The following is a 26,057-nucleotide window of genomic DNA, read 5'->3' on the forward strand; positions in this document are numbered from 1 at the left end:
CGTGAGCAGCACACTGGACAACGACCTCTGCCGGATCACCGTGACCGGCCCCCGGCGGAAGGTGGACCTGGCCGTGCCGTCGGGCACCCCGGTCGCGACGCTGCTGCCGATCCTGCTGCGACACACGGCGACGGCGGGCCCACCCACCGGCGCGGCCGGCGCGGCCGGGTGGGTGTTGCAGCGGGTCGGCGAGGCCCCGTTCGACCTGGCCGGCACGCCGGAGAGCCTCGACTGGCTGGAGGGCGAGGAACTCGTGCTGCGCCCGGCCGAGGACCCGCTGCCGGAACTGGACTTCGACGACCTGGCCGACGGCATCGCCACCAGCGTCAACCGCCGCGCGGACCGCTGGCAGCCGCACCACCGCCGCCGGCTCTTCCTCGCGCTCGCCGCCGTGGCGCTCGGCCTGCTCGGGTACGCGTCGGCGGCGCGCGGGCCGCTGCCGGCCCAGGTGGCCGGCACCGCCGTGCTGGCCGTCGCCTGTGGCGCCGCCGCGTTGCGGATCGCCCGGCGGATGGCCGACTCGGCGCTGTCGCTGGTGTTCGCCGTGGCGTCCGCGGCCTTCGCGGCCCTGGCCGCCGCCGCGGCCGTCGACGGCGCGCCGGAGCGGATCGCGGTCACGGCGGAGGCCGGCAGCGCCGCCGCGGTGGCCGCCACCGCCGTGGCCGTGCTGTTGATCGTCGCCCAGCGTACGGTCGCCCCGGCGCTGCCGCTCGCGCCGTTCCTCGTGGTGATCGTCGCCGCGCTGGTCGTGGTCTGCGTGATCTCGCTGCACGCCACGATGGGCATGAGCGCCGAGCGGGCCGCGGCGGTGGCGGCCACGGCGGTGGTCGTCGCCGTGGTGCTGGCACCCAGGGCGGCGATCCGGATGTCCGGGCTTCGGGGGCCGCAGCTGCCCAAGACGGGCGCCGACATGACCGTCGACATCGAGCCCGCGCCGTCGGACGAGGTCCGGGACCGCACCTACCTGGCCGACACGTACCTGACCGTGACGATGGTCGTCGCGGCGCTGCTGCTGCCGGTGCTCTTCCTGTTCGTCATGGCGACGCCGGGCTGGGTCGGCTGGACCCTCGTGACGGTCCTGGCCAGCGCGGTCCTGCTGCGGGCCCGGACGTTCACGGGCCTGTGGCAGCGGGTGGCGCTGGTGGCAGCCGGAGGATCCGGACTCCTGCTGGTGGTCACGACGTTCGCCGCGCGGGCGACGCCGGGGGCACGGCTGGGCCTGCTCGTCGCCCTGGCCTGCCTCGTCGTGGCGCTGGTGCTCGCGGCGATCCGGCCGTGGCCGCGCCGGATGCTCCCGATCTGGGAGTACCTGGCGACGTTCTTCGACGTCACGACCGGGCTGGCGGTGCTTCCGCTGCTGACGCACGTCCTGGGCGGGTACGCCTGGGCCCGGGGCCTGTTCGGTTAGGGGCGGGGATGCAGACCCAGCGGGACCACGTCCACGCGTACCAGTTCATGATGGACCGGCTCAGCTGCGCCCTCGTGCTCGGCGACCCCGGCACGGCGGTGTTCCCGGCCCGGCGGGCCCTGACCGGTCTCGGCTTCGGCATCCTGGTCGCGGTGCTCGTCGCGGCCGGGTTCGGCGTCTACGGCTGGATCGTCCCGGGCGGCAGCGCGGCCTTCCGGGAGAAGGGCGCGATCCTCGTCGAGAAGGAGTCCGGCACGCGGTACGTCTATCTCGACGGGGTGCTGCACCCCACCCCGAACCTGGCGTCGGCGATGCTGCTGCAGGGCGGCCAGGCGAAGGTCAAGCTGATCTCCCGCAACTCGCTGCGGGACGTCCCGCGCGGCCCGGCCCTGGGGATCGCGGACGCCCCGCAGCTCGTGCCGTCGCCGGCCGAGCTGACCACCGGTCCGTGGCTGGCCTGCCTGCCCGGCTCGGTCGTCGACACCCCCGGCGAGTCCCTCGGCGTCAACCTCGACCCACGCGCCGTCGCCGAGCCGCTGCCCGCCGGGCGGTTCCTGCTGGTGCGGGGGCCGGACGGGGCGCGGTTCCTGATCCACGCCGGCGTGAAGCACCGGGTGCTCGACGACGCGGTCCCGGTCGCGCTCGGCGCCCTCGACGCCCGCCCGGTCCGGGCGCCGCAGCGGTGGCTCGACTGGCTCCCGGACGGCCCGGCGCTGCGGGCGGCCACCATCGCGGGGGCCGGCGCGGCGGGCCCGCAGGTCGGCGGGCGCAGCCGCCCGATCGGCACCCTGTACCGGCAGGAGCTGGCCTCCGGCGAGCGGCGCTACTTCGTGCTGCGCGCCGACGGCCTCGCCCCGGTGAACCGCACCGAGGCCCTGTTCCTGGAGGCGGGGCCGGCCGGGGCCGCGATCGAGCTGGACACCGCCGCGCTGGCCGGGGCGCCCAGGTCGGCGGACCGTTCGCTGCTGTCCCGCCTGCCCGACCTGTCGGCGGCCGGGTGGCAGGACCCAAGCGGCCGGGTGCTGTGCCTGCGGCAGCAGCCCACCTCGGCCAGCACGTACGCCAGCACCGTCGTCCTGGCCCCGCGCGAGCAGGCCGCGGTCGACGCCCGGGGGCGGGGCTTCGTGCACGCGGGACCCGCCTCCGGCATGCTCGTCGTCGCCGTCCCGGGCGACGGGACGGGCCCCGCGCCCGGGATGTCGCTGATCTCCGACGGCGGCGTCGCGTTCCCGCTCGCCGACGCGCAGGCGGTGGCGGCGCTCCAACTCGGCGGGCGACCGCCCGTCCCCTTTCCCCGCCAGCTGCTGGCGGTGCTGCCGCAGGGCCCCCGGCTGAGCCGGGCCGCGGCGGCGGAACAGATCACCCGGCAACCCGCAGGAGGCGAGCGTGCAAGCTGAGGTCAGGGCCGTGCTGGACCGCGCCGAGCGGCTGCGGCAGCGGATGGCCAGCGCCCAGGAGGAGCTGGACCGCACGTCGGTGACGGGCCGGGCCGGCGGGGGACTGGTGACGGTGACCCTGTCCGGGCTGGGCGAGCTGCGGCAGGTGCACGTCGACCCGGCGGTGTTCGCCGAGGGCGACGCCCGGCGGTTGGAGGAGCTGTTCGTGGCGGCCGTGCGGGACGGGGCGGAGTCGGTCCGCCGCCTCGCCTCGGCCAGGATGGGGCCGATCGAGTTCATGTCCGTCTTCTGAGCGCCGGACGGGCCGGGTCATCCTGCCTGCGGCCCGCCGCCGGTGAGGTTCTCCGGCAGCGGCCTGGTGTGCAGGACGACCAGCTCCGCGACGGCCCGGGTGAGGGCGACGTAGAGGCGGTTCATCCCGCGGGGCTCGGCGGCGACGATGTCGGCCGGCTCCACCAGCACCACGCGGTCGTACTCCAGGCCCTTGACCTGGCTGACCGGCACGGCGCCCAGGGCGGCGGCCAGGTGGTCGGGGGCGATGACGGTGCCCGTCTCGCGGGCGACGGCCTCGGCCAGGTCGTCGACCTGTCGGATCTCCAGGCTGCCGCCGGGCCGGAAGGACCGGGTGGGCGGGATCCCCGGCGCGAGGGCACGGGCGGCGAAGTCGGCGATGACCTGCGGCACCCGGTAGCCGGTGGGCAGGTCGAGGGTCCTGGCCTCGCGCTTGCCCAGCCGCCGCACCAGCTCCGGCCAGGAGTCGGCGGCCAGCGGGTGGGTGGCCTGGCCGAGGTCGCCCACGATGGTCATCGAGGCGTGCGCGGCGCGGCGGGCGATCATCCGGCACTCCATCGGCGACAGGTCCTGCGCCTCGTCGAGGATGACGTGCAGGTAGGCGTCGCCGACGGGTTCCTCGGTCTCGGCCACCGGCAACGGCTCGGCCAGCACCGGCACGTAGCCCTCCTCGCCGTACGGGTCGAAGCCGTCGACCCAGCTCACCACCTGGTGGCCCTCGCGCAGGACGATCGCGGCGGCCCACCGCTGCGCCGCCCAGTAGCCGTTGTGGTCGATGGACTGGCCGGACGACGCCATCGGCGTGGCCAGGCCGGGCGCGAAGAGCTGCCAGCCGTCGTTGAGGCTCCAGCTCAGCACGAAGGTCTCCGCGAGGCGGGCGCCGCTGCGCAGCTCACGGAGCTGCCACTCCGGCTTGGCCCGGGTCGGCTCCGGCGGCCTGCCCAGGATCTCGGCCAGCTCGTCGAGCAGCGGGACGTCGTCGACCGACCACTGCCCGTCCTGCGCGGGCAGGACGTCCTGCGGGGTCAGCGGCGGCCACCACGCGTTCAGGAAGGCCTCCGGCGCCTCCCTGCCGTCCAGCAGTTCGGCGAGCACCCGCGCGGCCTCGGCCCGCGCGCCGTTGACCGTGACGCCCCTGGCCTCGCACCTGCGCCGGATCTCGACGCGGGCCTTCGCCAGGTCGTCGGCGGTGAGGCCGCGCAGGTGGTCCGGCGCGTGGGGCGGGGTGTCCCAGGCCAGGTCGGCCAGCACCCGGACCATCGTCAGGTCGCCCTTGGACCGGGCCACGGCGGCGGGGTCCCGCCGGGTGGCGACGACGCCGTCGAACAGCTCACCGATCGCGCGCAGGTGGACGCTGTCCTCGCCGAGCCCGGGAAGCACCTTGCCGATGTACTCCGTGAACACCGTCGACGGGCCGACCACCAGCACCCGCCCGTCGGTGAACCTGCCCCGGTCGGTGTAGAGCAGGTAGGCCGCGCGGTGCAGGGCCACCTGCGTCTTGCCGGTGCCCGGGCCGCCGGTGATCAGCGTGACGCCGTGCGCGGGCGCGCGGATCGCCTCGTCCTGCTCGCGTTGGATCGTGGCGACGATGTCGCGCATGTGTTCGCCGCGCGCCCGGGTCAGCGACGTGAGCAGGGCTCCCTCGCCGACCACGCCGTCGACGTCCCGCGTGGTGAGGACCTCGTCGTCGAGGCCGACGACCCGGTCACCCGCGCAGGTGATGACGCGGCGGCGTGCCACCCCGAGCGGCTCGCCCGGGGTGGCGCGGTAGAACGGCGCGGCGGCGGGCGCGCGCCAGTCCACCACGAGCGGCTCCCGGTCCTCGTCGCGTACGCCGAGCCGGCCGATGCGGTAGGTGTAACCGTCGTCGAAGTCCAGCCGGCCGAAGACGATGCCCTCCTCCTGGCCGTCGAGCTCGGCGAGCCTGGCGGCGGCGCCCAGGACCATGGCGTCCCGCTCGACCAGGCCGGTGACCGGCCCGGAGCCGGCGCGGCGGTGTCCCTCCGCGCTCAGTTGCCTCGTCTGCTCGCGCATGACCTCCAGGCGCGCGTACACCCGGTCGACCACCTGCTGCTCGACGGCGATCTGGTGTGCTGCTTCCGACACGGTGCCCCCCGATTCCTGCGTGCGTCGCTCCGCGCGGCCCTGGCCGGGCGCCTCGGCGTGCGCGTGTCGGGTCGACAGGCGCGCGGCGGCTGCGGCCCGCGCGCCTCACGGGGCGCGCGGCCGGCGCGGACGTGTCGACACTATGCGTCGGCCGGGGACAGAAGATCGGCATCCCGGACGATTCGGGCGGCTTGACCGACCCATATGATGGAGATGGCACAGGGGGCGGGCGCGGCCCGCCGGTTCGTTCGCGCGGCGGTGGTGACACCCGCCGGTGCTCCGGGGAGACATGCCGGGGCACGCCTCCCCGGAGCGCGGCCTTGTCAGGCGACCGTGCAGGACGCGCCGTTGAGGGCGAACGAGGTCGGCTTGGCGGCGTTGCCGCCGTGGGTGACCTGGAAGCCGATGTCGATCGATCCGTTGGCGGGGATGGCCGCGTTGTAGGCGAGGTTCCTGGCCGTCACCTGCCCCGTGGTGGGGGAGTAGGTGGCGTTCCAGCCGGAGGTGATGGTCTGCCCGGCGGGCAGACCGAACACCAGGGACCAGCCGTTGACGGCACTGGCGCCGGTGTTGGTGATGGTGAGGTTCGCGGTCAGCCCCGTGTTCCAGGCGTTGACGGCGACGGTCACGCGACAGGCTCCGGAAGCCGGCGGCGTGGTGGGGGGCAGGGTCGGGCTGGGGGTCGTGGTGGGGGTGGGCGTCACGGTGGGGCTGGGGGTGGTGGTCGGGCTCGGCGTGCTGGTCAGGCCGAAGAACGCGATGGCGGCCGCGGCCATGCCGCCGGAGGGCAGGCTGTGCCCGGCGCCCTGGATGCTGTACGCCTCGACCTGGACGGTGCCGCTGCCGTCGGCGTAGCGGCGGCGGTTCCAGCCGGCCTGCGGGGTGTCGCTGGACGTGGGGGTCTGGCTGAGGCCGAACACGTTCGTCCACTGCTCGATCGACTCCTGGAGCAGGCTGTACGGCACGAGCGTGTCGGCGGTGCCGTGCCACACCTGCACGCGCGGGCGCGGGCCGGAGTAGCCGGGGTACGCCTGCTGGCGGACCGCGTCGCCCCACTGCTGCGGGGTCCGGTTCATGCTGCCGCCCGTGCACTGGCTGCTGCCGGGCGGGTAGTCCGCCGCGCCGGCGAAGCAGTTGTAGGGCACCCCCATGAACGCCGCGCCGGCCTTGAACACCTCGGGGTAGACGGCCAGCATGTGGTTGGTCATCATGCCGCCGGACGAGCTGCCGGTGGCGTAGACCCGCTCGGGGTCCGCGCCGTACTGCTGCTGCGCGTAGCGGACCATCGACACGAGCGACACCGGGTCGCTGCCGCCGTCGTGGCGCTTGGCGGCGTCCGACCAGGTGTCGAAGCAGTTGCCGAAGCCGGCCTGCTGGGTCGCGGTCGGGTAGATCACGATGAACCCGTACCGGTCGGCGAGGGAAGCGAACTCGCTGCCGGAATAGAAGGCGGGGCCCGAGCCGCCGCAGCCGTGCATGGCGATCACCGTCGCCGGGTGGGCCGGGCGGTTGTCCGGCACGTAGACGTGCATGCGCATCCGGCCCGGGTTGTTGCCGAAGCTGGTCACCTCGACCAGCGACGCCGCGTACGCGGGCTGGAACGTCGGCGCCACCAGGCCGGCCGCCACCAGGGTCGTGGCCAGGCCGAGCAGCAGTTTCCTTCTGATTCTCACGGGGACGACTCCTTCGGTCACCTGTGCGGGTGTGCGGGCTGGGTCGGGCCACGCGCGTCCCGGTCGGGGTTGCCCGGCCCCGTGGGATGCGTGTCGCCCACTGCGTGTGCTCGCCCGCCCGGCTCCGTAGGGCATCGCGTAGCAGTTAGTGTTCCCCCGGGGCACACAAGTGTCAATCGACGTAGCTCGATCATTGCGGATCGTCGACCCGGCCGCCCCGGTGGGCCCCCACGGCGAGCCGGCCCGCCGGGAGATCCGTCTACAGTCGTGGGTTGTCCCCGAGACTTCGAGCCCGGAGCGCCTGTGGCAAGCCCGTTCAGCATCGAGGAGATCTATCCGGACGACGGGCGCCCGCTGCGGCTGCCCCGGAGGCAGGCCGGCAACTCACCCCAGGGGGTCGCGGTGACCCTCCTGGCGGACTACACCCTGCGGGCCCGGGCCGCGCTCCCGTCCGCCGCGATCGTCGCGCTGCTCGCCGAGGCCGGGGTGTCCACGGCCGGCGCGCGGACCGCGATCAGCCGGCTGGCCCGCCGGGGCGTGCTGGAGGGCAGCCGCCAGGGCCGGCGCAGCGCCTACCGGCTCAGCCGCCTCGCCGCCGCGAACCTGGCCGCCGGAGGGAACTGGATCGTGGCCTCCACCACCACGGCGGTGCCGTGGGACGGGCGCTGGACGATCGTGGCCTTCTCGCTGCCGCAGGAGCGCAGCGCACAGCGGCGGGCCCTGCGCGGCCAGCTCCGCTGGCTCGGCTACGCGCCGCTGTACGACGGGTTGTGGATCTCGCCGCACGACCTGACGCCCAAGGCGCGGGCGCACCTCGCCGAGCTCACCCCCGGTGCCGTCACGGTGTTCCGTGGTCGGCAGGCCGCGCTCGACGCGATCGGCCACCGGGCTCCCGTCGACGCCTGGGACATCGACGTGATCAGCCGGCACTACCAGGCGTTCCTGCGGCGGTGGACCCCGCTGCTGCCCCGGGTGAGGTCCGGACGGATCGACGGCGCGGCGGCGGTGCGGGCGCGCACCGAGGTCATGGACACCTACCGGCGCTTTCCCGTCCTCGATCCGCAGTTGCCCCTGGAACTGCTGCCGCAGGGGTGGCCCAGGCAGCGGGCCCGGGAGTTGTTCGCGGCGGTCTACGACGGCCTCGCCGCACCCGCCGAGCGGCACGTCCGGGCGGTCGTCGCGCGGTTCGCCGACGGCGCGCAGCCCGGCATCGCCGCCCACACCACCGCCGACCTCCTCGCCGGCGAATGCGGCGCCGCTCCGCCCGCGCCGTGACCTCCCCGCCGTCGCGGGGACGCGCGGCGAAGGCGTCCGCCCACCCGGCGGAGGAGATCAGGAATCGAGAAGCACGGCCACGCCGCCGGGCCTAGCCTTTTGCCAGGTAGCCGGCACTCCGCCCGGCCCGCAACGGCGCAAGGGAGCCCCGCATGTCCGCCACGGAGTCCACGACCACGTCCGACGGCTTCACCCCCGAGGAGCGTGCCGCGATGAAGGAGCGCGCCGCCGAGCTGCGCGCCGAGGGCAGGAAGGGCGCCAAGAAGGCCGACGGGATCCAGGCGGTCCTCGACCGGATCGCGCAGATGGCGCCGGAGGACCGCGCGCTCGCCGAGCGCGTGCACGTGGCGGTGACCGCCGCCGCCCCGCAGCTGTCACCCAAGACCTGGTACGGGATGCCCGCCTACGCCAACGCGGACGGCAAGATCGTCGTCTTCTTCCAGGACTCGGGCAAGTTCAACTACCGCTACTCGACCCTCGGCTTCCAGGACGCGGCCAACCTCGACGACGGGGACCTGTGGCCGGTGGCGTACGCGCTGCGGGCGTGGAGCCCCGCCGTCGAGCGGAAGGTCGTCGAGCTGGTCACGGCCGCGGTCTCCTGACCGGGGGCGGCCGGCCGTGCTCGATCGTGAGCGTGGCCAGCAGTCCCGGGTGGTCGGTGGCGGCGCGCATGTCCACCGACCGGCCGGCGGCGACGGTGACGCCCGCCGTGGCCACGATCTGCTGCACGGAGCCGTCGTCGACCCGGGGACGCTCCGGCGGCACGCACGACCGCAGGTCGGGTGAGCCGCCGGAGCGGAGGTTGAGGTCGCCGCCCAGCACGGTCGGCGCGTACCCGGCGCGGCCGAGGACCGCCGGCACGACCGCGTCGAACAGGTGGCCGCACTGGGCGAGCGCCGTGCGGGCGCTGAACGCCGCGAGGTGGGTGGTGCAGGCGTTGACGACGCCGGGGACGTGGACGCAGAGCCAGGCCCGCAGCTCCGGGTCCGCGAGGTCCTGCACCGGGTAGATCCCGCTGTGCACCGTGTGTCCCCGGTGCGGCACGGGAAGCCGGACCAGCAGGCCGATGCCGTACGGCTGGCCGTCGCGGCACCGGGTGACGCCGCCGCTCGGGCGGTCGTCGGCGGCCCTGAACTCCGCCACCACCGTGCCGCCGTGGTGGACCCGCGCGAACGCCCGCCCGAGTTCGGGCACGTCGCCCTGGCAGACCTCGTTCAGGGACACCAGCTGCGGTGCCTCGGCGCGGATCACCTCGGCGGCCCGGGGCACCGCCCGGCCGGTGTAGCAGCCGGCCCGGCCGCTGTTGCAGAGGTTCAGCTGGAGCACCGTGAGCGTCGTGGACGTGACGGGGGACGCCGGCGCGGCGGCGGGCAGCGCGGCGGCGACGACCAGGAGCCCGGCCGCCAGGGCCCGGCGGAGGACGCGGCGCCGACGACCGACCACCGCCGGATCCTACTGTGCGGCGGCCGGCGGCGTCGGCGTGGCGGCCGGCGGCCCGCACCCGGCGCGGGCAGTTCGGCTGCCCCCGAGCGGCGGCTCGAACTGGCGCGATTCGGCAGGACTTGACGAACGACCTTGTTATCGTTCACAGTCGATGCCGAGGATAACCAGCGTCGATGGTCCACCGGGCGGGCCTGCTGGTCGAACCTCGGGATCGCGACTTCCCGACAGGGCATGCGGGCGTCGTGTCAGCACCCCCACAGCGCCGCCGGCGACGGCGGGACGGGCCTCGTGCGGCAACAGTGACCCTCCAGGATCATCCGCCCGGATCTCCTCTGCGAAGCGAATCCGGGCGCACCACCACCGCTGCAATCCACCCGGAGAAGGAATCGACATGAGACGCAAGAGAGTCCTCCTGACGACGGTGACCCTCGCGGTCACCGGCGCACTCACCGCCGGCGTGCTGGTGACGATGGCCCCCGCCGCCAGCGCCGGCACGACCCTGCGGGCCGCCGCGGCCGAGAAGGGCCGCTACTTCGGCGCCGCGGTCGCGACGGGCAAGCTCTCCAACAGCACGTACACGACGATTCTCAACCGCGAGTTCAACAGCGTCGTGGCCGAGAACGAGATGAAGTGGGACGCCACCGAGCCGCAGCAGGGGGTGTTCAACTACAGCGGCGGTGACCGCCTCGTCAGCCACGCCCGGGCCAACGGGATGAGCGTGCGGGGCCACGCCCTGCTCTGGCACCAGCAGGAGCCGGGCTGGGCGCAGGGCATGTCCGGCAGCGCCCTGCGCAGCGCGATGATCAACCACGTCACCCAGGTCGCCACCCACTTCAAGGGGCAGATCTACGCCTGGGACGTGGTGAACGAGGCGTTCGCCGACGGTGGCAGCGGCGGCCGGCGTGACTCCAACCTGCAGCGCACCGGCAACGACTGGATCGAGGCGGCGTTCCGCGCCGCGCGGGCCGCTGACCCCGGCGCGAAGCTCTGCTACAACGACTACAACACCGACGGGGTCAACGCGAAGTCGACCGGCATCTACAACATGGTGCGCGACTTCAAGTCCCGGGGCGTGCCGATCGACTGCGTCGGCTTCCAGTCCCACCTGGGCACCACCCTGGCCAGCGACTACCAGGCCAACCTCCAGCGCTTCGCCGACCTCGGCGTCGACGTGCAGATCACCGAGCTGGACGTCATGACCGGCGGCAACCAGGCCAACATCTTCGGCGCGGTGACCCGGGCCTGCATGAACGTGTCGCGCTGCACTGGCATCACGGTGTGGGGCGTGCGGGACTGCGACTCGTGGCGCGGGTCCGACAACGCCCTGCTGTTCGACTGCAACGGCAACAAGAAGCCGGCGTACGACTCCGTCCTCAACGCCCTCAACGCGGGCACCGGCATCCCCAACCCGACGACCACCCCGCCGAACCCCACCACCACCCCGCCGAACCCGACGACTCCGCCGCCGGGTGGGGCGGGTTGTTCGGCGACGGTGTCGGCGAATTCGTGGACGGGTGGTTTCGTGGCGACGGTGAAGGTGACCGCGGGTTCTGGTGGTACCCGGGGTTGGAACGTGAGTGTGACGTTGCCGGGTGGCACGAGTGTCACGGGTACGTGGTCGGCGACGGCCAGTGGTAGTTCGGGGACGGTGCGGTTCGCCAACGTCGACTACAACGGTCAGCTCGCGGCCGGTCAGGTGACGGAGTTCGGGTTCCAGGGCAACGGCACCGCGCCGACCCAGACCCCCACCTGCACCGCCAGCTGATCCACCGTCGGCCCGACCCGGGGTGCTCCGGGTCGGGCCGACGCCCCTGGTCGGGCCGGCCCGGCGACCGGTGCCCGGCCCGACCAGGCCGGGCCCTGCCCTGCCCTGCCGCCGCACCCACCACCACGAAGGAACCGCCGATGAAACGAAGGATCGCCCTGCTGGCGGCCGCGCTGGCGACGGCCCTGGCGACGACGACGGCCGTGATCACCGCCGCCACCCCGGCGTCGGCCGCGACGCTCACCCAGGTGACCAACTTCGGCACCAACCCGACCAACCTCCAGATGCACCTGTACGTGCCGGACCGGGTGGCGGCCCGGCCCGCACTGCTGCTGGCCCTGCACTACTGCACCGGCAGCGGGCCGGCGGTGCACACCGGCTTTCAGCTCAGCTCCCTCGCCGACCGCTACGGCTACATCGTGATCTACCCGTCGGTGACCCGCAGCAGCAAGTGCTGGGACGTCTCCTCCCCGCAGGCCCTGCGGCGCGACGGCGGCAGCGACCCGGTCGGCCTCAAGTCCATGATCGACTACGTCCGCGGCCGCTACCCGGTCGACGCGAACCGCATCGGGGTCATCGGCTTCTCGTCCGGAGCCATGATGACCAACGTGATGGCCGGCCTCTACCCGGACGTGTTCCACGCCGGGGTGAGCTCCTCGGGCGTGCCGTTCGGCTGTTTCGCCACCACGAACGGCTCGGAGTGGAACAGCGAGTGCTCCGGCGGACGGATCGTCAAGACCCCGCAGCAGTGGGGCGACCTGGTGCGCAACGCGTATCCCGGCTACACCGGCAAGCGTCCCCGCATGCAGATCTGGCACGGCACCACGGACACCACGCTGAGCTACGTCAACTTCGGCGAGCAGATCAAGCAGTGGACCAACGTACTCGGCGTGTCCCAGACGCCGGCCTACACCGACTACCCGCAGACCAGCGCCACCCGTACCCGCTACGGCGGCACCGGCGGCACCGCGCCGGTCGAGGCGATCAGCTTCCAGGGGTACGGCCACTCCATCCCCTTCGACGCCGCGCAGGCCATCCGCTTCCTCGGCTTCGACGCGGCCAGCCCCACCACGCCGCCCCCGACGACTCCGCCCCCCACCACGCCGCCCCCCACCACGCCGCCCCCGACCACGCCGCCGCCGACGACTCCGCCGCCGGGTGGGGCGGGTTGTTCGGCGACGGTGTCGGCGAATTCGTGGACGGGTGGTTTCGTGGCGACGGTGAAGGTGACTGCGGGTTCTGGTGGTACCCGGGGTTGGAACGTGAGTGTGACGTTGCCGGGTGGCACGAGTGTGACGGGTACGTGGTCGGCGACGGCCAGTGGTAGTTCGGGGACGGTGCGGTTCGCCAACGTCGACTACAACGGTCAGCTCGCGGCCGGTCAGGTGACGGAGTTCGGGTTCCAGGGCAACGGCACCGCGCCGACCCAGACCCCCACCTGCACCGCCAGCTGACGCGCCAGCTGTCCCTGCCCGAACAGCAGAAAGAGCGATCGATGTTCAGACACAGGTTCTTCTCCGGCCCTATCGCGCTGGCGGCCCTACTCGTCGTGACGGCGGGTGGCGTGACGCTGAACGGTGGCCTCGGCGCCGCGGAGCCGGTTGCCGATGTGGGTGCCGCCGCGGCGACCGCCGGCTGCGGTAAGGCCCCGACGCTGCGCAGCGGCACCCACACGATCCAGAGCAACGGCAAGAGCCGGAGCTTCATCCTGCGGATGCCCAACAACTACAACAACAACAACCAGTACCGGTTGATCTTCGCGTTCCACTGGCGGGGCGGCACCGCCACCGAGATCGACAACGGCGGCACCAGCGGGGCCGCCTGGTCCTACTACGGCCAGCTGGAACAGTCGAACAACACGGCGATCCTGGTCGCGCCCCAGGGCCTCGGCAACGGGTGGGGCAACGCCGGTGGCGAGGACGTCACCTTCGTCGACGACATGCTCCGCCGCATCGAGGGCGACCTCTGCGTCGACACCACCCAGCGCTTCGCCCTCGGCTTCAGCTGGGGCGGCGGCATGAGCTACGCCCTCGCCTGCGCCCGTGCCACCGTCTTCCGGGCGGTCGCGGTCATCAGCGGCGCGCAGATCAGCGGATGCAGCGGCGGCACCCAGCCGATCGCGTACTTCGGGCTGCACGGCATCAGCGACAGCGTGCTCAACATCTCCCAGGGCCGGGCGCTGCGTGACACGTTCGTGCGCAACAACGGCTGCACCGCCCAGAGCCCGCGCGAGCCGGCCGCGGGCAGCAAGACGCACATCACCACCGCGTACTCGGGCTGCCGGGCCGGGTACCCGGTGCAGTGGGCCGCGTTCGACAACGGCCACATGCCGGGCCCCGTCGACGGCACCTACGCCGAGAGCGGTATCACCACCTGGACCAAGGGCGAGATCTGGCGGTTCTTCGCCCAGTTCCAGGGCACCCCGAACCCGACGACTCCGCCGCCGAGCCCGACCACGCCTCCGCCGAGCCCGACGACTCCGCCGCCGGGTGGGGCGGGTTGTTCGGCGACGGTGTCGGCGAATTCGTGGACGGGTGGTTTCGTGGCGACGGTGAAGGTGACTGCGGGTTCTGGTGGTACCCGGGGTTGGAACGTGAGTGTGACGTTGCCGGGTGGCACGAGTGTGACGGGTACGTGGTCGGCGACGGCCAGTGGTAGTTCGGGGACGGTGCGGTTCGCCAACGTCGACTACAACGGTCAGCTCGCGGCCGGTCAGGTGACGGAGTTCGGGTTCCAGGGCAACGGCACCGCGCCGACCCAGACCCCCACCTGCACCGCCAGCTGACCACTGGAGGGTCGGCAGGCGTACCCCGGCTCTGGGGCGGCGGACGCATGGTCCGCCGCCCCGGGTTCTCGTCGTGCTCCCGGCGCGGCACCGGCGCGGCGCGTCGCCGGCCGTGCTCGCGCCGGGTGGCAAACATGTGACGTCTCTATAGTGGGGTGCTGCCGGCACCCACTGGGCGTGGGTGCCGGGTCCCGTGCCGTCGGCGCATGGCGGCGGGTGCTGAGGGGGCCGGGGTGGCACTGACCGACGACGCGATCGCGAAGATCCGGAGCATGATCCAGAGCGGCGAACTGCCGCCGGGTGCGCGGCTGCCACCGGAGCCGCAGCTGGCCGCGCAGATGGGGCTGTCGCGCAGCGGGGTGCGGGAGGCGGTGAAGGTGCTCGAGTCCGCCCGGGTGCTCGACGTGCGACGGGGCGACGGGACGTACGTCACCAGCCTCGCCCCCCGGCTGCTGCTGGAGGGCCTGGGTGTCGCGGTGGAGTTGCTGCGCGACGACACCTTGCTGGAGGTGATGGAGGTGCGCCGGATGCTGGAGCCGGTGGCGACCGGCCTGGCGGCGCTGCGGATGACCGACGCCGATCTCGACGAGCTGAGCCGGATCCTGGAGGAGATGCGGGCGGCGGCCGACGACGCCGAGAAGCTGATCCGGTTCGACACCGCCTTCCATCACACCGTCGTCGCCGCGACCGGCAACGAGACCCTCACCTCGCTGCTGGACGGGCTGTCCAGCCGTACGGTGCGGGCGCGGGTGTGGCGCGGGTTGATCGAGGGCAACTCGGCGCACCAGACGATCGACGAGCATCACGCGATCTACCTCGCGCTGCGGGCGCGCGACCAGTTGCTCGCCCAGGCCAGCGCGCTGATGCACGTCAACACCTCCGAGGCGTGGCTGCGTCGGGTGCTCGCCGTCGAGCCGGCGGACGCCTAGCCGGGGTGGGTTGACCCGCGCCGCCCCGACAGCTATAACGTATGACGACTAATAGTTCGAAGTTCATCAATGGATAGGCGCGACCGGATCCTCCCTGATGCCGCACCGCACCACCACCACACGTGGGCCGGTCCCAGCGGGGTGGCAAGGCCGGGCCGTGTTCCCGGGGAGGCTCGACCCATGTCAGGAACCAGGCGGCTACTCCGCCGCCCATCGACCCTCGCGCTCCTGGTCGTCGGCGCTCTGCTGGCTGTCGGCGGCGCGGTGGGCGGGCTCGCCGCGCCGGCCCAGGCCGCCACCTCGATCACGATCAACGGGGCGTCGGGTGGCAAGACGTTCGACGGCCTCGGCGCGGTCAGCGGCGGCGGCGGCAACAGCCGGCTGCTGATCGACTACCCGGAGCCCCAGCGCGGCCAGATCCTCGACTACCTCTTCAAGCCCAACTACGGCGCCTCGTTGCAGATCCTCAAGGTGGAGATCGGCGGCGACACCAACTCCACCAGCGGGTCCGAGCCGAGCCACTCCCACTTCCGCGGCGACCTCGACTGCAACCGCGGCTACGAGTGGTGGATCATGGAGCAGGCCAAGCTCCGCAACCCGAACATCAAGCTCGTCGGGCTGGCCTGGGGTGCGCCGGGTTGGATCGGCAACGGCACCTTCATGTCGCAGGACTCGATCGACTACCACCTGTCCTGGCTGGGTTGCGCCAAGCAGCACAACCTGACCATCGACTACCTCACCGCCGCCCAGAACGAGCGGTTGTACGACGCCAACTGGACCATCAACCTGCGTACCGCGCTCAACAACAACGGCTACGCCGGCGTGAAGCTCATCTTCGGCGACGACTACCCGGGCAGCTGGAACCCGGCCAACGTGGCCGTCAACAACGCGGCGCTGCGCAACGCGATCGACGTCATCGGCGGTCACTACCCGTGCGGCTACCTGGCCGCGCAGACCACCTGCACCGTGTCGGCCAACGCCACCGCCACCGGTGAGACCCTGTGGAACAGCGAGGGCGGCTCGCAGGACTACAACGACGGCGCCAAGCCGCTGGCGCGCGGCATCAACCGGGGGTACATCGACGGGAAGATGACCGCGTACATCAACTGGAACCTGATCGGCGCGACCACCACGAACATCCCCTGGGCCACCGTCGGGCTGATGCTGGCCAACCAGCCCTGGTCCGGCTGGTACGCCGTCGGCAAGAACTCCTGGACGCTCGCCCACACCACCCAGTTCACCGCGCCGGGCTGGAAGTACCTCGACTCGTCCAGCGGCTTCATCGGCGGCGCGCGCAACAACGGCAGCTACGTGTCGCTGAAGTCGCCGAACAACTCCGACTACACCACGGTCGTCGAGACCATGGACGCGACCGCCGCGCAGACGCTGAACCTCAGCGTCACCGGCGGGCTCTCCACCGGCTCCGTGCGCGTCTGGTCGACCAACCTGAACTCCAACAACACCGCCGACCACTTCGTCCGCGGCGCCGACATCACCCCGTCCGGGGGGAACTACTCGCTGACCGTGCAGCCCGGCTACCTCTACACGATCACCACCACGACCGGCGGCGGGAAGGGCACGGCGACCAGCCCCCCGCAGGGCCAGCTGAGCCTGCCCTACAGCGACAACTTCGACAGCTACCCCGCCGGCAAGCTGGCCCGGTACCTCCAGGACAACCAGGGCGCGTTCGAGACCGCCACCTGCGGCGGCGGCCGTGCCGGCATGTGCCTGCGCCAGTCGTCGCCGATGGCGCCGATCACCTGGAAGACCCTGGCCGACCCCAGCACGTACGGCGGCAACCTGAACTGGAACAACTACACGGTCTCGGCCGACGTGCTGCTGGAGAAGGCCGGCTACGTCCAGCTGGAGGGCCGGGTCGGCAGCCAGAACCTGGACCCGGTCAGCGCCCAGAACGCGTACTTCCTGCGGGTCACCGACGGCGGCGCGTGGTCGATCCTGCGCAACAACACCAGCAACCAGCTCACCACCCTGCGCAGCGGCACCGTCGCCGCGCTCGGCACCAACCGCTGGCACAGCCTCGCCCTGGGCTTCTCCGGCAGCACCATCACCGCCACCGTCGACGGGGTCACCGTGGGCACGGCCACCGACTCGTCCTTCGGCGCGGGCCTGGTCGGCTTCGGCACCAGCCAGGGCCAGACCGCCCAGTTCGACAACCTCAGCGTCGTCCCGGGCGTGGGCGGCGGCACGCAGGTCTCGCTGCGCAACACCAACGCCGGCCGGTGCCTGGACGTCCCGTCGCAGTCGCAGACGAACGGCACCCAGCTGACGCTGTGGGACTGCAACAGCGGCCCCAACCAGCAGTGGACGCAGACCGCCGGCAAGCAGCTCCAGGTGTACGGCACGAAGTGCCTCGATGCCGAGGGCGCGGGAACCTCGTCGGGCACCAGGGTGATCATCTGGGACTGCACCGGCGGCACCAACCAGCAGTGGAACCTCAACACCGACGGCACGATCACCGGGGTGCAGTCCGGGCTGTGCCTGTCCCCGACCGGCGGCGGCACCGCCAACGGCACGCAGGTGGTCATCTCGACCTGCACCGGCGGCAACAGCCAGAAGTGGACGCGGAGCTGACCGCTGCCCGAGCCTGCCCGGGAGGGGCTGCCCCAGGGCGGTCCCTCCCGCAAGCGGTGCGCCCGTCAGCGCACCAGCCGGGCGGTGTCCGGCCCGCTGCGGCGGACGAGCCACGCCTCGGTGATGTGGGTGAACATGGCCTGGGCGGCGCCGTCGGGGTCGTGGGCCGCGATGCGTTCGTAGATGCGCCGGTGCCCCCGGTTGGACGCCACGCAGAGCGCGCGCTCGGTGCGACCCATGTACCGGGCGGTGTTCACGACCTGGCTCTCCAGGGCCCGCACCACGCCACGGGCGATGCGGTTCCCCGACGCCTGCATGATCACGTCGTGGAAGGCGCGGTCGTGCTCGTGGTACGTGACGTGGTCGTCGACCAGCTCGTCCATCCGGTCGACCAGGGCGCGCAGCCGGTCGACGGTCTCCTGGTCGGCCAGGCGGGCGGCGACGTTGGCCATGTCGGACTCCAGCACCCGGCGGGTGACGACCAGGTCGTCGAGGATCGCCAGGCTGTCGTCCTCGGCGATGGTCGCCGCGAGGACGAGTTCGTCGAGCATGTCCCACGTCGACGGCGGGGTGACGATGGTGCCGCTGCCCTGGCGGACCTGCACCAGCCCCTTCTCCTGGAGGATCTTCACCGCCTCCCGGACGACCGTGCGGCTCACGGAGAACGCCCCGCACAGCGCCGGCTCGGGAGGCAGGGGAGTCCCCGGGGGGTGCACCCCGCGGACGATGCGCTCCACCAGTTCCGCGGTGACCGCCGTGGCGAGGTTGGCGGGTCGCCGCGCCCACGCCGAGGTGCTCGGGGTGGTCTCCTGTGCTGCCGTCATGTCCCCTCCAGTGCCCCCGCGGGCGGCGGTCGTGCGCCGTCGGGAAATTCTACGCCCCAGTGTTGACGTCATACGTCATACGAGTTACCTTCTCGTCAATTCTTGCATCGACGGCCGGCTCTCCGGCACTCGCATAGTCGAAGGTGGGCAGCGATGAAGCAGCGAACAGTGTGGCCCGCGATCCTCGTCGCGGCACTGGTGCTGGGTGGCTGCGGTAGCGCCTCGGGGACGCGCTCCTCGCCCGGCGGCGCCGACACCAAGCTGGTGGTCTGGGACTGGAAGTCCGGTGAGGCCAGCGCCGCGCAGTACATCGAGAAGGCGAAGGCGGACTTCGCCAGGAAGCACCCCGGCGTGACCGTCGAGTTCGTGGCCCAGCCCCACGACCAGTACTACACGCTGCTCGGCACGGCGATCCAGTCGGGCAAGGGGCCCGACGTGATCCTGTTCAACGGCGGCGGACAGATCCGGGACCGGGCGGACGCGCTCCTGCCGCTGGACGAGTACGTGGCCGAGGACCGGCAGCGGCTGGCCGGCTGGGACGCGTTCACCAAGGACGGCAGGACCTACGCCGGCCCGGTGACCCTCCAGGGCCACCCGATCTACTACAACCGCGCGCTCTACGAGAAGGCCGGCCTCGACCCGGCGAAGCCGGCCGCCACGTGGCCCGAGTTCGTCGCCAACTGCGCCGCCATCACGAAGCAGACCGGCACGAAGTGCTTCGCCCTCGGCAACAAGGAGGGCATCGGCATCCAGTTCTTCCTCTCGGCCTTCGGATCGGGCGTGCTCACCCCGCAGGAGTACGACGCCTGGATCGCCGGCAAGCGGGACTGGACCTCCCCCCACGTCAAGCGGATCTTCGCCCTGTGGAAGGAGACCCAGGACGCGAAGCTCAACAGCGACGGGCCCAACTCGACGGCGATGTTCAACGACGCCTTCGCGATCTTCCAGTCCGCCAAGGCCTCCCACGTCATCGGCCTGATGTCGGACATCGGGCACTGGAAGGACTTCGGCGAGTTCCTCCCGGCCGACAAGATCGGCGTGATGCGCGCGCCGGTGGTCGTCCCCGGGGCCACCCCGAGCCTGCCGTTCGACGGCGGCATCGGGTACGGGGTCGCCAGGTGGACCAGGGACCCGAAGCTGGCCGCCGACCTGGTGCGGTCGTTGACCTCGACCGACGCCCTGACGGCCTTCCACGAGCAGGCCGGCGCGATCGCCGCCGACACGACGATCGACGTGTCGAAGGGCGGCCCGGCCGTCACCACGATCGTCGCCGACCTCAAGAGCGGCAAGCCCGCCCTGCACGTGGCGCTCTCCTCGCGCACCCTCGACCTGATGGGCCGGGTCTCCCAGCAACTGCTGAGCGGCTCGCTCACCGTCGACGAGGCCGTGCGGCAGTTGGCGGCCTCGGACCAGGCCGGCTGACCCGTGCCGGGTGGGAAACCGTTGACGTCGGTCCGTCCGGTGGTGGCCGGGCGGACCGACCGGGCGCGACACCAGCGGCCGGCTTCGCCGGGCGCCACGGCTAGGCGTGGCCGTGGCGCCCGGCGGAGCGAACGCCTCGCCCCCTACGTCCTGTTGGCCCCGGCCGTGCTGATCATCGTGCTGCTGCGGCTGTGGCCGCTGGTGCTCGGGGTCAACTTCTCCTTCACCGGGGACGGCGACCGCGACGGGACGATGGTCGGTCTCGACAACTACCGGGAGCTGTTCGCCGACCCGCTGTTCCGGGGCGCGCTGCGCAACGTCGGGCTGCTCGTGCTGCTGCTGCCGGTGGCGGTGGCGATACCCGGCCTGCTCGCGACCTTCATCTACCTGCGCGTGCCGGGGCACCGCCTCTACCGCAGCGTCTACTTCTTCCCGGCGGTGCTCTCCCCGGTCATCGTCGGCGCCATCTTCAACCTCCTGCTCGCCTTCGACGGTCCGCTCAACACCGTGCTCGGCGGCGTCGGCATCGGGCCCACGGACTGGCTCGGCGACCCCGACCTGGCGATGTTCGTGGTGGTCGGGGTGCACGTCTGGGCGACCTTCGGCATGGCGCTGGTGGTGTTCCTCGCCGGGTTCGCCACCCTGGACGCCACGCTGCTGGACGCCGCCCGGGTGGACGGCGCGTCGCTGCCCCAGACCATCCGGCACGTGATCGTCCCCAGCCTCTCCCGCACCATCCAGTTCGTCTTCGTGACCACCATGATCGGGATGCTGACCTCCATGTTCGGCCTGCTCTACGTGATGACCAGCGGTGGCCCGGAGGGCTCGACCTACCTGCCCGAGTACTACATCTGGATCCAGCAGGGACAGATGAACCGGCCGGCGCTCGCGTCGGCCGCCTCGACGGTGCTGTTCGGCGTCATGCTCGTGGTGGGGCTGCTGCAGATCAGCCTGCTCCGGCGGGGGGTGAGGGAGGCGTGATGTCCCGCGTCCGGCCGGGCAGGTGGCTGCTCGCCCTCCCGATGGCCCTCCTGGCACTGGCGACGATCTACCCACTGGTCTTCACCGCCAACGTGGCGATGAAGACCCGCCGCGAGTACGTCCTCGACCGTTTCTCGCTGGCCGACGCCCTGCGCTGGGAGAACGTCGCCACCGCCTGGAACACCGTCGACATGGCCCGCTACCTGGCCAACTCGGTCGGCACGGTGACGGCCTCGGTGGTCCTGCTGCTGCTGTTCGGCTCCATGGCCGGCTTCGCGCTGAGTCAGCTGCGCTTCCGGGGCTCGTCGGTGCTGTTCCTGGGCTGCCTCGCGGCGGTCTTCGTCCCGTTCCAGGTGATCATGGTGCCGCTGAACCGGATCATGGCCGACGCCGGGCTCGTCGACACCTATCCCGGCCTCGTCCTCGCCTACGTCGCGCAGTTCCTCCCGTTCACGATCTACCTGATGACCAGCTACTACCGGACCATCCCGACGGAGATCGTCGACGCGGCCCGCATCGACGGCAACAGCGTGTACGGCGTCTACCGACGGATCATGCTGCCCCTGGGCACCCCGGCGCTGCTGTCGGTCGGCATCCTCGACGCCCTGTTCTGCTGGAACGACGTGCTGATCGCGCTGCTGCTGATGCCCTCGGCCGAGCACCGCACCCTCATGGTCGGGGTGACCTCGCTGCGCGGGCAGTACTCCGCCGACATTCCCACCTTCGCCTCCGGGGTGCTGATCGCCGCGATCCCCGTCCTGGTGGTCTACCTCCTCCTCCAGCGTCAGATCGCCGACGGCGTCGCCGCCGGCTCCACGAAGGGCTGACATGCGGATCACCGGATACCGGACCCTCACGACCAGCCAGGAATGGGGACGCCCCGTCGGGGACGCCAACGGCGTCTTCGCCGACGGCGTCACCGCCGTGCCGATCGTCCTGGTCGAGACCGACGAGGGCATCACCGGCGTCGGCCTCGGCCCGCACGGCGACATCGAGAACATCTTCGCGGCCCTGCACGGCGAGGACCCCCGCGCCGTGACCAGCCTGTACGACCGGATGCTGCGGCAGACGTTCAAGGCGGGCCACGCGGGCTCGGTGTTCGGGACCATCGGCGCGCTCGACACCGCCCTGTGGGACATCAAGGCACAGGCGGCCGGGCAACCGCTCTGGCGGCTGCTGGGCGGGCGCGACCGGCGGGTCCCCGCCTACGCGTCCGGTCTGGACATCGGGCTCGGCGACGACGAACTGGTCGCCGCGTACGAGGGCTACGCCCGGCACGGCCTGCGGGCCGCCAAGCTCAAGGGCGGCCTCGACATCGAGCGGGACCGCGACCGCCTGCACCTGGTACGGAACGTGCTGACCGACGCCGCGCACGGGCAGCGGCCCGGCCTGATGCTCGACGTGAACGAGGCGTGGACCCGCAAGCAGGCCGTCCGGCACGTCTGCGAGCTCGAACGCACCCTGGACCTCGTCTGGATCGAGGAGCCCGTGCGCCGGTGGGACGCCGAGGGCCTCGCCGCCGTCGGCCAGGGCATCCGCGCCTCCGTAGCGACCGGCGAGAACCTCACCGGCCTCGAACAGTACCGTCCGCTGCTCGCCGCCGGGGCGGTCGACGTCGTCCAGGCGGCCGCGGTGTGGGGCGTCACCCACTTCCTGCGGGTGTCCGCGCTGGCGCACGCCTTCGACCTGCCGGTCAGCCCGATCGGCAACAGCCCCGTCGGGCTGCTGCACGCCGCCACCTCGGTGCCGAACCACCTGGTCAGCGAGCTGCAGGACCTGCACGCCCCGGTCGGGGTCAGCCTCGACCTGCACGTCTCCGACGGCGCGTTCGTCCTCGGCGACTCGCCCGGCCTGGGCGTCACGGTCGCCGAGGAGAAGATCCGCCCGCCCCACCGCCGCCCGCAGGCCCCGGCCGCCGACGGCCCCAACGTCCGGCCGGAACGGGCCGGGCGACGCCTGCTGGCGGTGGCCGACCACGCCCACGCCACGGCGCGACCGCACGCCACCGTCCGGCCCGGCGCGCCCGCACACACCCACGACGGCGCCTCGCCCGCCGTCCGGCCCTGACCCCGGCCGCCACCCCACCGATAGGAGTCCCGCCAGTGCCCGTCCCGTCATCCCCCAGCAGGCGTCGGCCCGTGCTGGCCGGCGTCGCCGCGGCGACGCTCGCCGCCGCGGCCGCCGTGTTCGCCGCGGCGACACCCGCCCTCGCGGCCACCACCACCCTCTACGCGTCCCCCGCCGGCAGCGGCACCGCGTGCTCGGCCAGCCAGCCGTGTTCGCTGACCGAGGCGCAGAACGCCGTCCGCTCCCGCACCACGTCGATGTCCGGCGACATCGTCGTCGAGCTGGCCGACGGCGTGTACCGGCTCGCCGCGCCGCTGCGCATGACCGCCGCCGACTCCGGCACCAACGGCTACACCGTGACGTGGCGGGCCGCCGCGTCCGCCCGCCCCGTCATCAGCGGCGCCCGGGCGGTCACCGGCTGGTCGCTGGTCGACTCGGGCAAGAACATCTGGCGGGCCAGCGTCCCTGCCGGGCTCGACAGCCGGCAGCTCTACGTCAACGGCGCCGTCGCCACCCGTGCGCGCACCGCCGTGAACCGGGCCGACTTCACCTTCACCACCACCGGCCTGCGGTTCAGCAACAGCTCCCTGAACTATCTGAACAACCTCGGCAACCAGAACCGGGTCGAGGTGGAGAGCGTCGGCTCGTTCACCGACCGGTACTCCCCGGTGCAGAGCATCAGCGGCAACTTCCTCACCATGCAGCAGCCGGCCTGGAACAACAACACGTTCGGCTTCGACACCCTGTCCAGCCCACACCGCGCGGGCCCGTTCTACCTGACCAACGCCTACGAGTTCCTCGACGCGCCGGGCGAGTGGTACCTGAATCCGGGCAGCGGCCAGCTCAACTACATTCCGCTGGCCGGGCAGAACATGAGCACCGTCAGCGTGGAACTGCCGCAGTTGCAGTCCCTGGTGAACGTCGGCGGCACCTACGACGCCCCCGCGCACCACATCTCGTTCAGCGGGATCACCTTCACCGGCACCAGCTGGCTCGGTCCCAGCAGCAGCAACGGCTTCGCCGACCAGCAGACCGGCGCGCACATCGTCGGCACCTGGGCCCGCCCGGCCGACGCCCTGACCTCCTGCCAGGCCGGCTGCCCGCAGTTCGAGGCGACCCGGCCGAACTGGGCCCAGATGCCCGCCGCCGTGCAGGTGTCCGCCGCCAACACCATCAGCTTCAGCGACTCCCAGTTCGTCAACCTGGGGCAGACCGCCATCGGCATCGGCAACGACGCCAACGCCCACGCCAGCGGTGTCGGCCTGGGCGCCAGCAACATCACCGTCACCCGCTCCGAGATCGCCCGCAACTCGGCCGGCGGCATCGTCGTCGGCGGCGTGCGCGCCGACGCCCACCACCCCGCCGACCAGCGGATGGTCAACCGGAACATCACCGTCAGCAACAACCGGGTGCACGACCTGGGCCTGGAGTACCGGGGCGTCGTGTCGATCCTGACCACCTACGTCAGTACCGCCCTCGTCTCCCACAACGAGGTCTACAACATGCCCTACACCGGCCTGTCGGTCGGCTACGGCTGGGGCGCCAACGACGCCGGCGGCAGCAACCACTACGCCAACCGTGGCCTGTACAACTACCAGCCGCGCTACACGACGGCCACCACCGCGTCCAACAACCAGGTCATCGGCAACTACGTGCACGACGTCATGCAGCAGATGACCGACGGCGGGTGCATCTACACCCTGTCGGCTAACCCGGGCGCGACCATCAACGAGAACTACTGCCTGCGCACCAACGGCTGGTTCGGGCTCTACTTCGACGAGGGGTCCCGGTACTACACCGCCCGCAACAACGTGTTCTCCAGCACCGGCACCTGGGCCACCGCCAACTACTGGTACGCCGAGAACATGGGCAACTTCACCGTCACCAACAACTGGTCGACCAACAACAGCACCAACGTGACCAACGGCGACCGGGGCAACGTCGTCAACAACAACACGGTCGTCAGCAACAACAACTGGCCCTCGGGCGCCCAGACCGTGATGGCCAACGCCGGCGTGCAGGGCGGCACCAACCCGCCAGCGCAGGGCGTGCAGATCGTCGGCGTCCAGTCCGGCCGGTGTGCCGAGATCGGCGGCTCCAGCACGACCAACGGCACCCAGGCCCAGCTCTGGGACTGCGTCGGCGCTGCCAACCAGCGGTGGACGCAGACCGCCGGCAAGCAGCTCATGGTCTACGGCACCAAGTGCCTGGACGCCTCCGGCCAGGGCACCAGCAACGGCACCCAGGTCGTGATCTGGGACTGCAACGGGCAGGCCAACCAGCAGTGGAACGTCAACGCCAACGGCACGATCACCGGCGCGCAGTCCGGGCTCTGCCTGGACGCCAACGGCGCCGGGACGGCCAACGGCACGAAGCTCATCCTGTGGGCGTGCAACGGGGGCGCCAACCAGCAGTGGAGTCTGCGGAGCTGAGCCGAGGGCGCGCAGGGCCGGCCCGTCGCCGGCCCTGCGCGCCGCACGTCCGAGCCGGCCGAGGGGCTAATGGCGTCGTGATCCCCGGATGAACTGGTCGACAGCGGTCTGCACGATCCCGTCGAGCAGCTCCGGCGCCACCAGGTTGCCGTTGACCAGCGTGGCGATGCCCTGCAACGTCGCGAAGAGCACGACACCCACGCGCTGCGGGTCGCCGGGCTCCAGCGCGCCCTGTGCCTGCCCCTGAGCGATCAGATCGTGCATCAGCCCGAACGGCGCGGCGGCGGCCTCGACGAGATGATCGGCTCCCGCGCGGTGCTTCCGGGTGAACATCAGCTCCAGCAGCGCGGCGTCCTCGGTGGCGAACCGCAGGTAGGCCGCCGCGATGGCGTGCAGACGCGGCCCGAAGTCGCCCCCGGCGGCGGCGAGCGCCGCGCGTAGCTGCGTGTGCAGCCGGGCGAACCCGGTTTCGGCCAGCGCGTCGAGCAGCGCCTGACGGTCGGGGAAGTGCCGGCGCGGCGCGGCGTGACTGACGCCGGCCTCACGGGCCAGCTCGCGGAGCGAGAGCTGCTCCGCGCCGTGCTGGCGCAGGCTGCGCTCGGCGGCGGCGAGCAGCGTCGGGCGGAGATTCCCATGGTGATACGCGGGCACCGGATCATGGTAGCCA

General features: G+C 72.3%; 20 protein-coding genes. 15 read left to right on the forward strand and 5 right to left on the reverse strand.

What is annotated here, in order from left to right; translation table 11 throughout:
- The first annotated feature begins 1 nt into the window (after position 1).
- Genes eccD through TK50_RS13420 form a run of 3 tightly spaced genes read left to right on the forward strand, consistent with a single transcriptional unit; the run spans position 2 to position 3,097 of the window.
- Positions 2-1,408: a type VII secretion integral membrane protein EccD gene (gene eccD, locus TK50_RS13410; RefSeq protein ID WP_043963049.1), complete on the forward strand. Its 1,407-nt coding sequence runs from the start codon at positions 2-4 to the stop codon at positions 1,406-1,408.
- An 8-nt stretch (positions 1,409-1,416) separates the two neighbouring features.
- A complete protein-coding gene (gene eccB / locus TK50_RS13415; RefSeq protein ID WP_043963050.1) occupies positions 1,417-2,805 on the forward strand; it encodes a type VII secretion protein EccB in 1,389 nt (462 codons plus the stop codon).
- Entirely contained in the window at positions 2,795-3,097 is a 303-nt protein-coding gene (locus TK50_RS13420; protein WP_144420230.1) for a YbaB/EbfC family nucleoid-associated protein, read from the forward strand. The genes eccB and TK50_RS13420 overlap by 11 nt, the downstream gene beginning before the upstream one ends.
- 17 nt (positions 3,098-3,114) lie before the next feature.
- Here TK50_RS13420 and TK50_RS13425 read toward each other — a convergent pair whose 3' ends face one another.
- Positions 3,115-5,202 carry a HelD family protein gene (locus TK50_RS13425; protein WP_043963051.1) on the reverse strand — a complete coding sequence of 696 codons (2,088 nt, stop codon included), beginning with the start codon at positions 5,200-5,202 and terminating at the stop codon, positions 3,115-3,117.
- A gap of 323 nt (positions 5,203-5,525) precedes the next feature.
- Complete coding sequence (locus TK50_RS13430; RefSeq protein ID WP_043963052.1) at positions 5,526-6,875, reverse strand: extracellular catalytic domain type 1 short-chain-length polyhydroxyalkanoate depolymerase; 1,350 nt, start codon at positions 6,873-6,875, stop codon at positions 5,526-5,528.
- A 303-nt stretch (positions 6,876-7,178) separates the two neighbouring features.
- Here TK50_RS13430 and TK50_RS13435 point away from each other — a divergent pair, with 303 nt between their 5' ends.
- A complete protein-coding gene (locus TK50_RS13435) occupies positions 7,179-8,150 on the forward strand; it encodes a PaaX family transcriptional regulator (protein WP_043963054.1) in 972 nt (323 codons plus the stop codon).
- Between the two features lie 152 nt (positions 8,151-8,302).
- Positions 8,303-8,752, forward strand: coding sequence for an iron chaperone (locus TK50_RS13440; RefSeq protein ID WP_043963055.1), 450 nt, complete (start codon positions 8,303-8,305; stop codon positions 8,750-8,752).
- On the opposite strand, the gene TK50_RS13445 is transcribed toward TK50_RS13440, so the two are convergent.
- The gene (locus TK50_RS13445) at positions 8,733-9,593 is read right to left on the reverse strand and encodes an exonuclease/endonuclease/phosphatase family protein (RefSeq protein WP_199486020.1); all 861 of its coding nucleotides are present in this window, start codon (positions 9,591-9,593) and stop codon (positions 8,733-8,735) included. The genes TK50_RS13440 and TK50_RS13445 overlap by 20 nt on opposite strands.
- Positions 9,594-9,984: 391 nt before the next feature.
- On the opposite strand from TK50_RS13445, the gene TK50_RS13450 reads away from it, so the two are divergent.
- From TK50_RS13450 to TK50_RS13470, 5 genes are all read left to right on the forward strand, one after another.
- On the forward strand, positions 9,985-11,358 hold the full coding sequence (locus tag TK50_RS13450; protein ID WP_043963056.1) for an endo-1,4-beta-xylanase: 1,374 nt from the start codon (positions 9,985-9,987) through the stop codon (positions 11,356-11,358).
- A 140-nt stretch (positions 11,359-11,498) separates the two neighbouring features.
- A complete protein-coding gene (locus TK50_RS13455; protein ID WP_043963057.1) occupies positions 11,499-12,812 on the forward strand; it encodes an extracellular catalytic domain type 1 short-chain-length polyhydroxyalkanoate depolymerase in 1,314 nt (437 codons plus the stop codon).
- A 41-nt stretch (positions 12,813-12,853) separates the two neighbouring features.
- Positions 12,854-14,143: a CE1 family esterase gene (locus tag TK50_RS13460; RefSeq protein WP_043963058.1), complete on the forward strand. Its 1,290-nt coding sequence runs from the start codon at positions 12,854-12,856 to the stop codon at positions 14,141-14,143.
- Positions 14,144-14,376: 233 nt separating this feature from the next.
- Positions 14,377-15,072: a FadR/GntR family transcriptional regulator gene (locus TK50_RS13465; protein WP_043963059.1), complete on the forward strand. Its 696-nt coding sequence runs from the start codon at positions 14,377-14,379 to the stop codon at positions 15,070-15,072.
- A 180-nt stretch (positions 15,073-15,252) separates the two neighbouring features.
- Positions 15,253-17,664 carry a ricin-type beta-trefoil lectin domain protein gene (locus TK50_RS13470; protein ID WP_043963060.1) on the forward strand — a complete coding sequence of 804 codons (2,412 nt, stop codon included), beginning with the start codon at positions 15,253-15,255 and terminating at the stop codon, positions 17,662-17,664.
- A 65-nt stretch (positions 17,665-17,729) separates the two neighbouring features.
- Here TK50_RS13470 and TK50_RS13475 read toward each other — a convergent pair whose 3' ends face one another.
- Complete coding sequence (locus tag TK50_RS13475; RefSeq protein ID WP_082106288.1) at positions 17,730-18,488, reverse strand: FadR/GntR family transcriptional regulator; 759 nt, start codon at positions 18,486-18,488, stop codon at positions 17,730-17,732.
- Positions 18,489-18,641: 153 nt separating this feature from the next.
- Between TK50_RS13475 and TK50_RS13480 the strand changes: the two genes are divergently transcribed.
- The 5 genes from TK50_RS13480 to TK50_RS13500 all read left to right on the forward strand — a co-directional run bounded on the left by TK50_RS13480 (position 18,642) and on the right by TK50_RS13500 (position 25,390).
- Positions 18,642-19,910, forward strand: coding sequence for an ABC transporter substrate-binding protein (locus tag TK50_RS13480; protein ID WP_043963061.1), 1,269 nt, complete (start codon positions 18,642-18,644; stop codon positions 19,908-19,910).
- A 165-nt stretch (positions 19,911-20,075) separates the two neighbouring features.
- Positions 20,076-20,891: a carbohydrate ABC transporter permease gene (locus TK50_RS13485; protein ID WP_229406243.1), complete on the forward strand. Its 816-nt coding sequence runs from the start codon at positions 20,076-20,078 to the stop codon at positions 20,889-20,891.
- Entirely contained in the window at positions 20,891-21,718 is an 828-nt protein-coding gene (locus TK50_RS13490; protein WP_043963063.1) for a carbohydrate ABC transporter permease, read from the forward strand. Before TK50_RS13485 ends, TK50_RS13490 begins: the two co-directional genes overlap by 1 nt.
- A 1-nt stretch (position 21,719) precedes the next feature.
- A complete protein-coding gene (locus TK50_RS13495) occupies positions 21,720-22,958 on the forward strand; it encodes a mandelate racemase/muconate lactonizing enzyme family protein (RefSeq protein WP_043963064.1) in 1,239 nt (412 codons plus the stop codon).
- Positions 22,959-22,993: 35 nt separating this feature from the next.
- On the forward strand, positions 22,994-25,390 hold the full coding sequence (locus TK50_RS13500; RefSeq protein WP_082106289.1) for an RICIN domain-containing protein: 2,397 nt from the start codon (positions 22,994-22,996) through the stop codon (positions 25,388-25,390).
- A 66-nt stretch (positions 25,391-25,456) separates the two neighbouring features.
- Here the strand turns inward: TK50_RS13500 and TK50_RS13505 are convergent, their stop codons facing one another.
- Positions 25,457-26,041: a TetR/AcrR family transcriptional regulator gene (locus tag TK50_RS13505; RefSeq protein ID WP_043963066.1), complete on the reverse strand. Its 585-nt coding sequence runs from the start codon at positions 26,039-26,041 to the stop codon at positions 25,457-25,459.
- Positions 26,042-26,057: the final 16 nt, after the last annotated feature.

The organism is Micromonospora haikouensis, from assembly GCF_000876225.1.
In the GTDB taxonomy this organism is placed as follows: Bacteria; Actinomycetota; Actinomycetes; order Mycobacteriales; family Micromonosporaceae; genus Micromonospora; species Micromonospora haikouensis.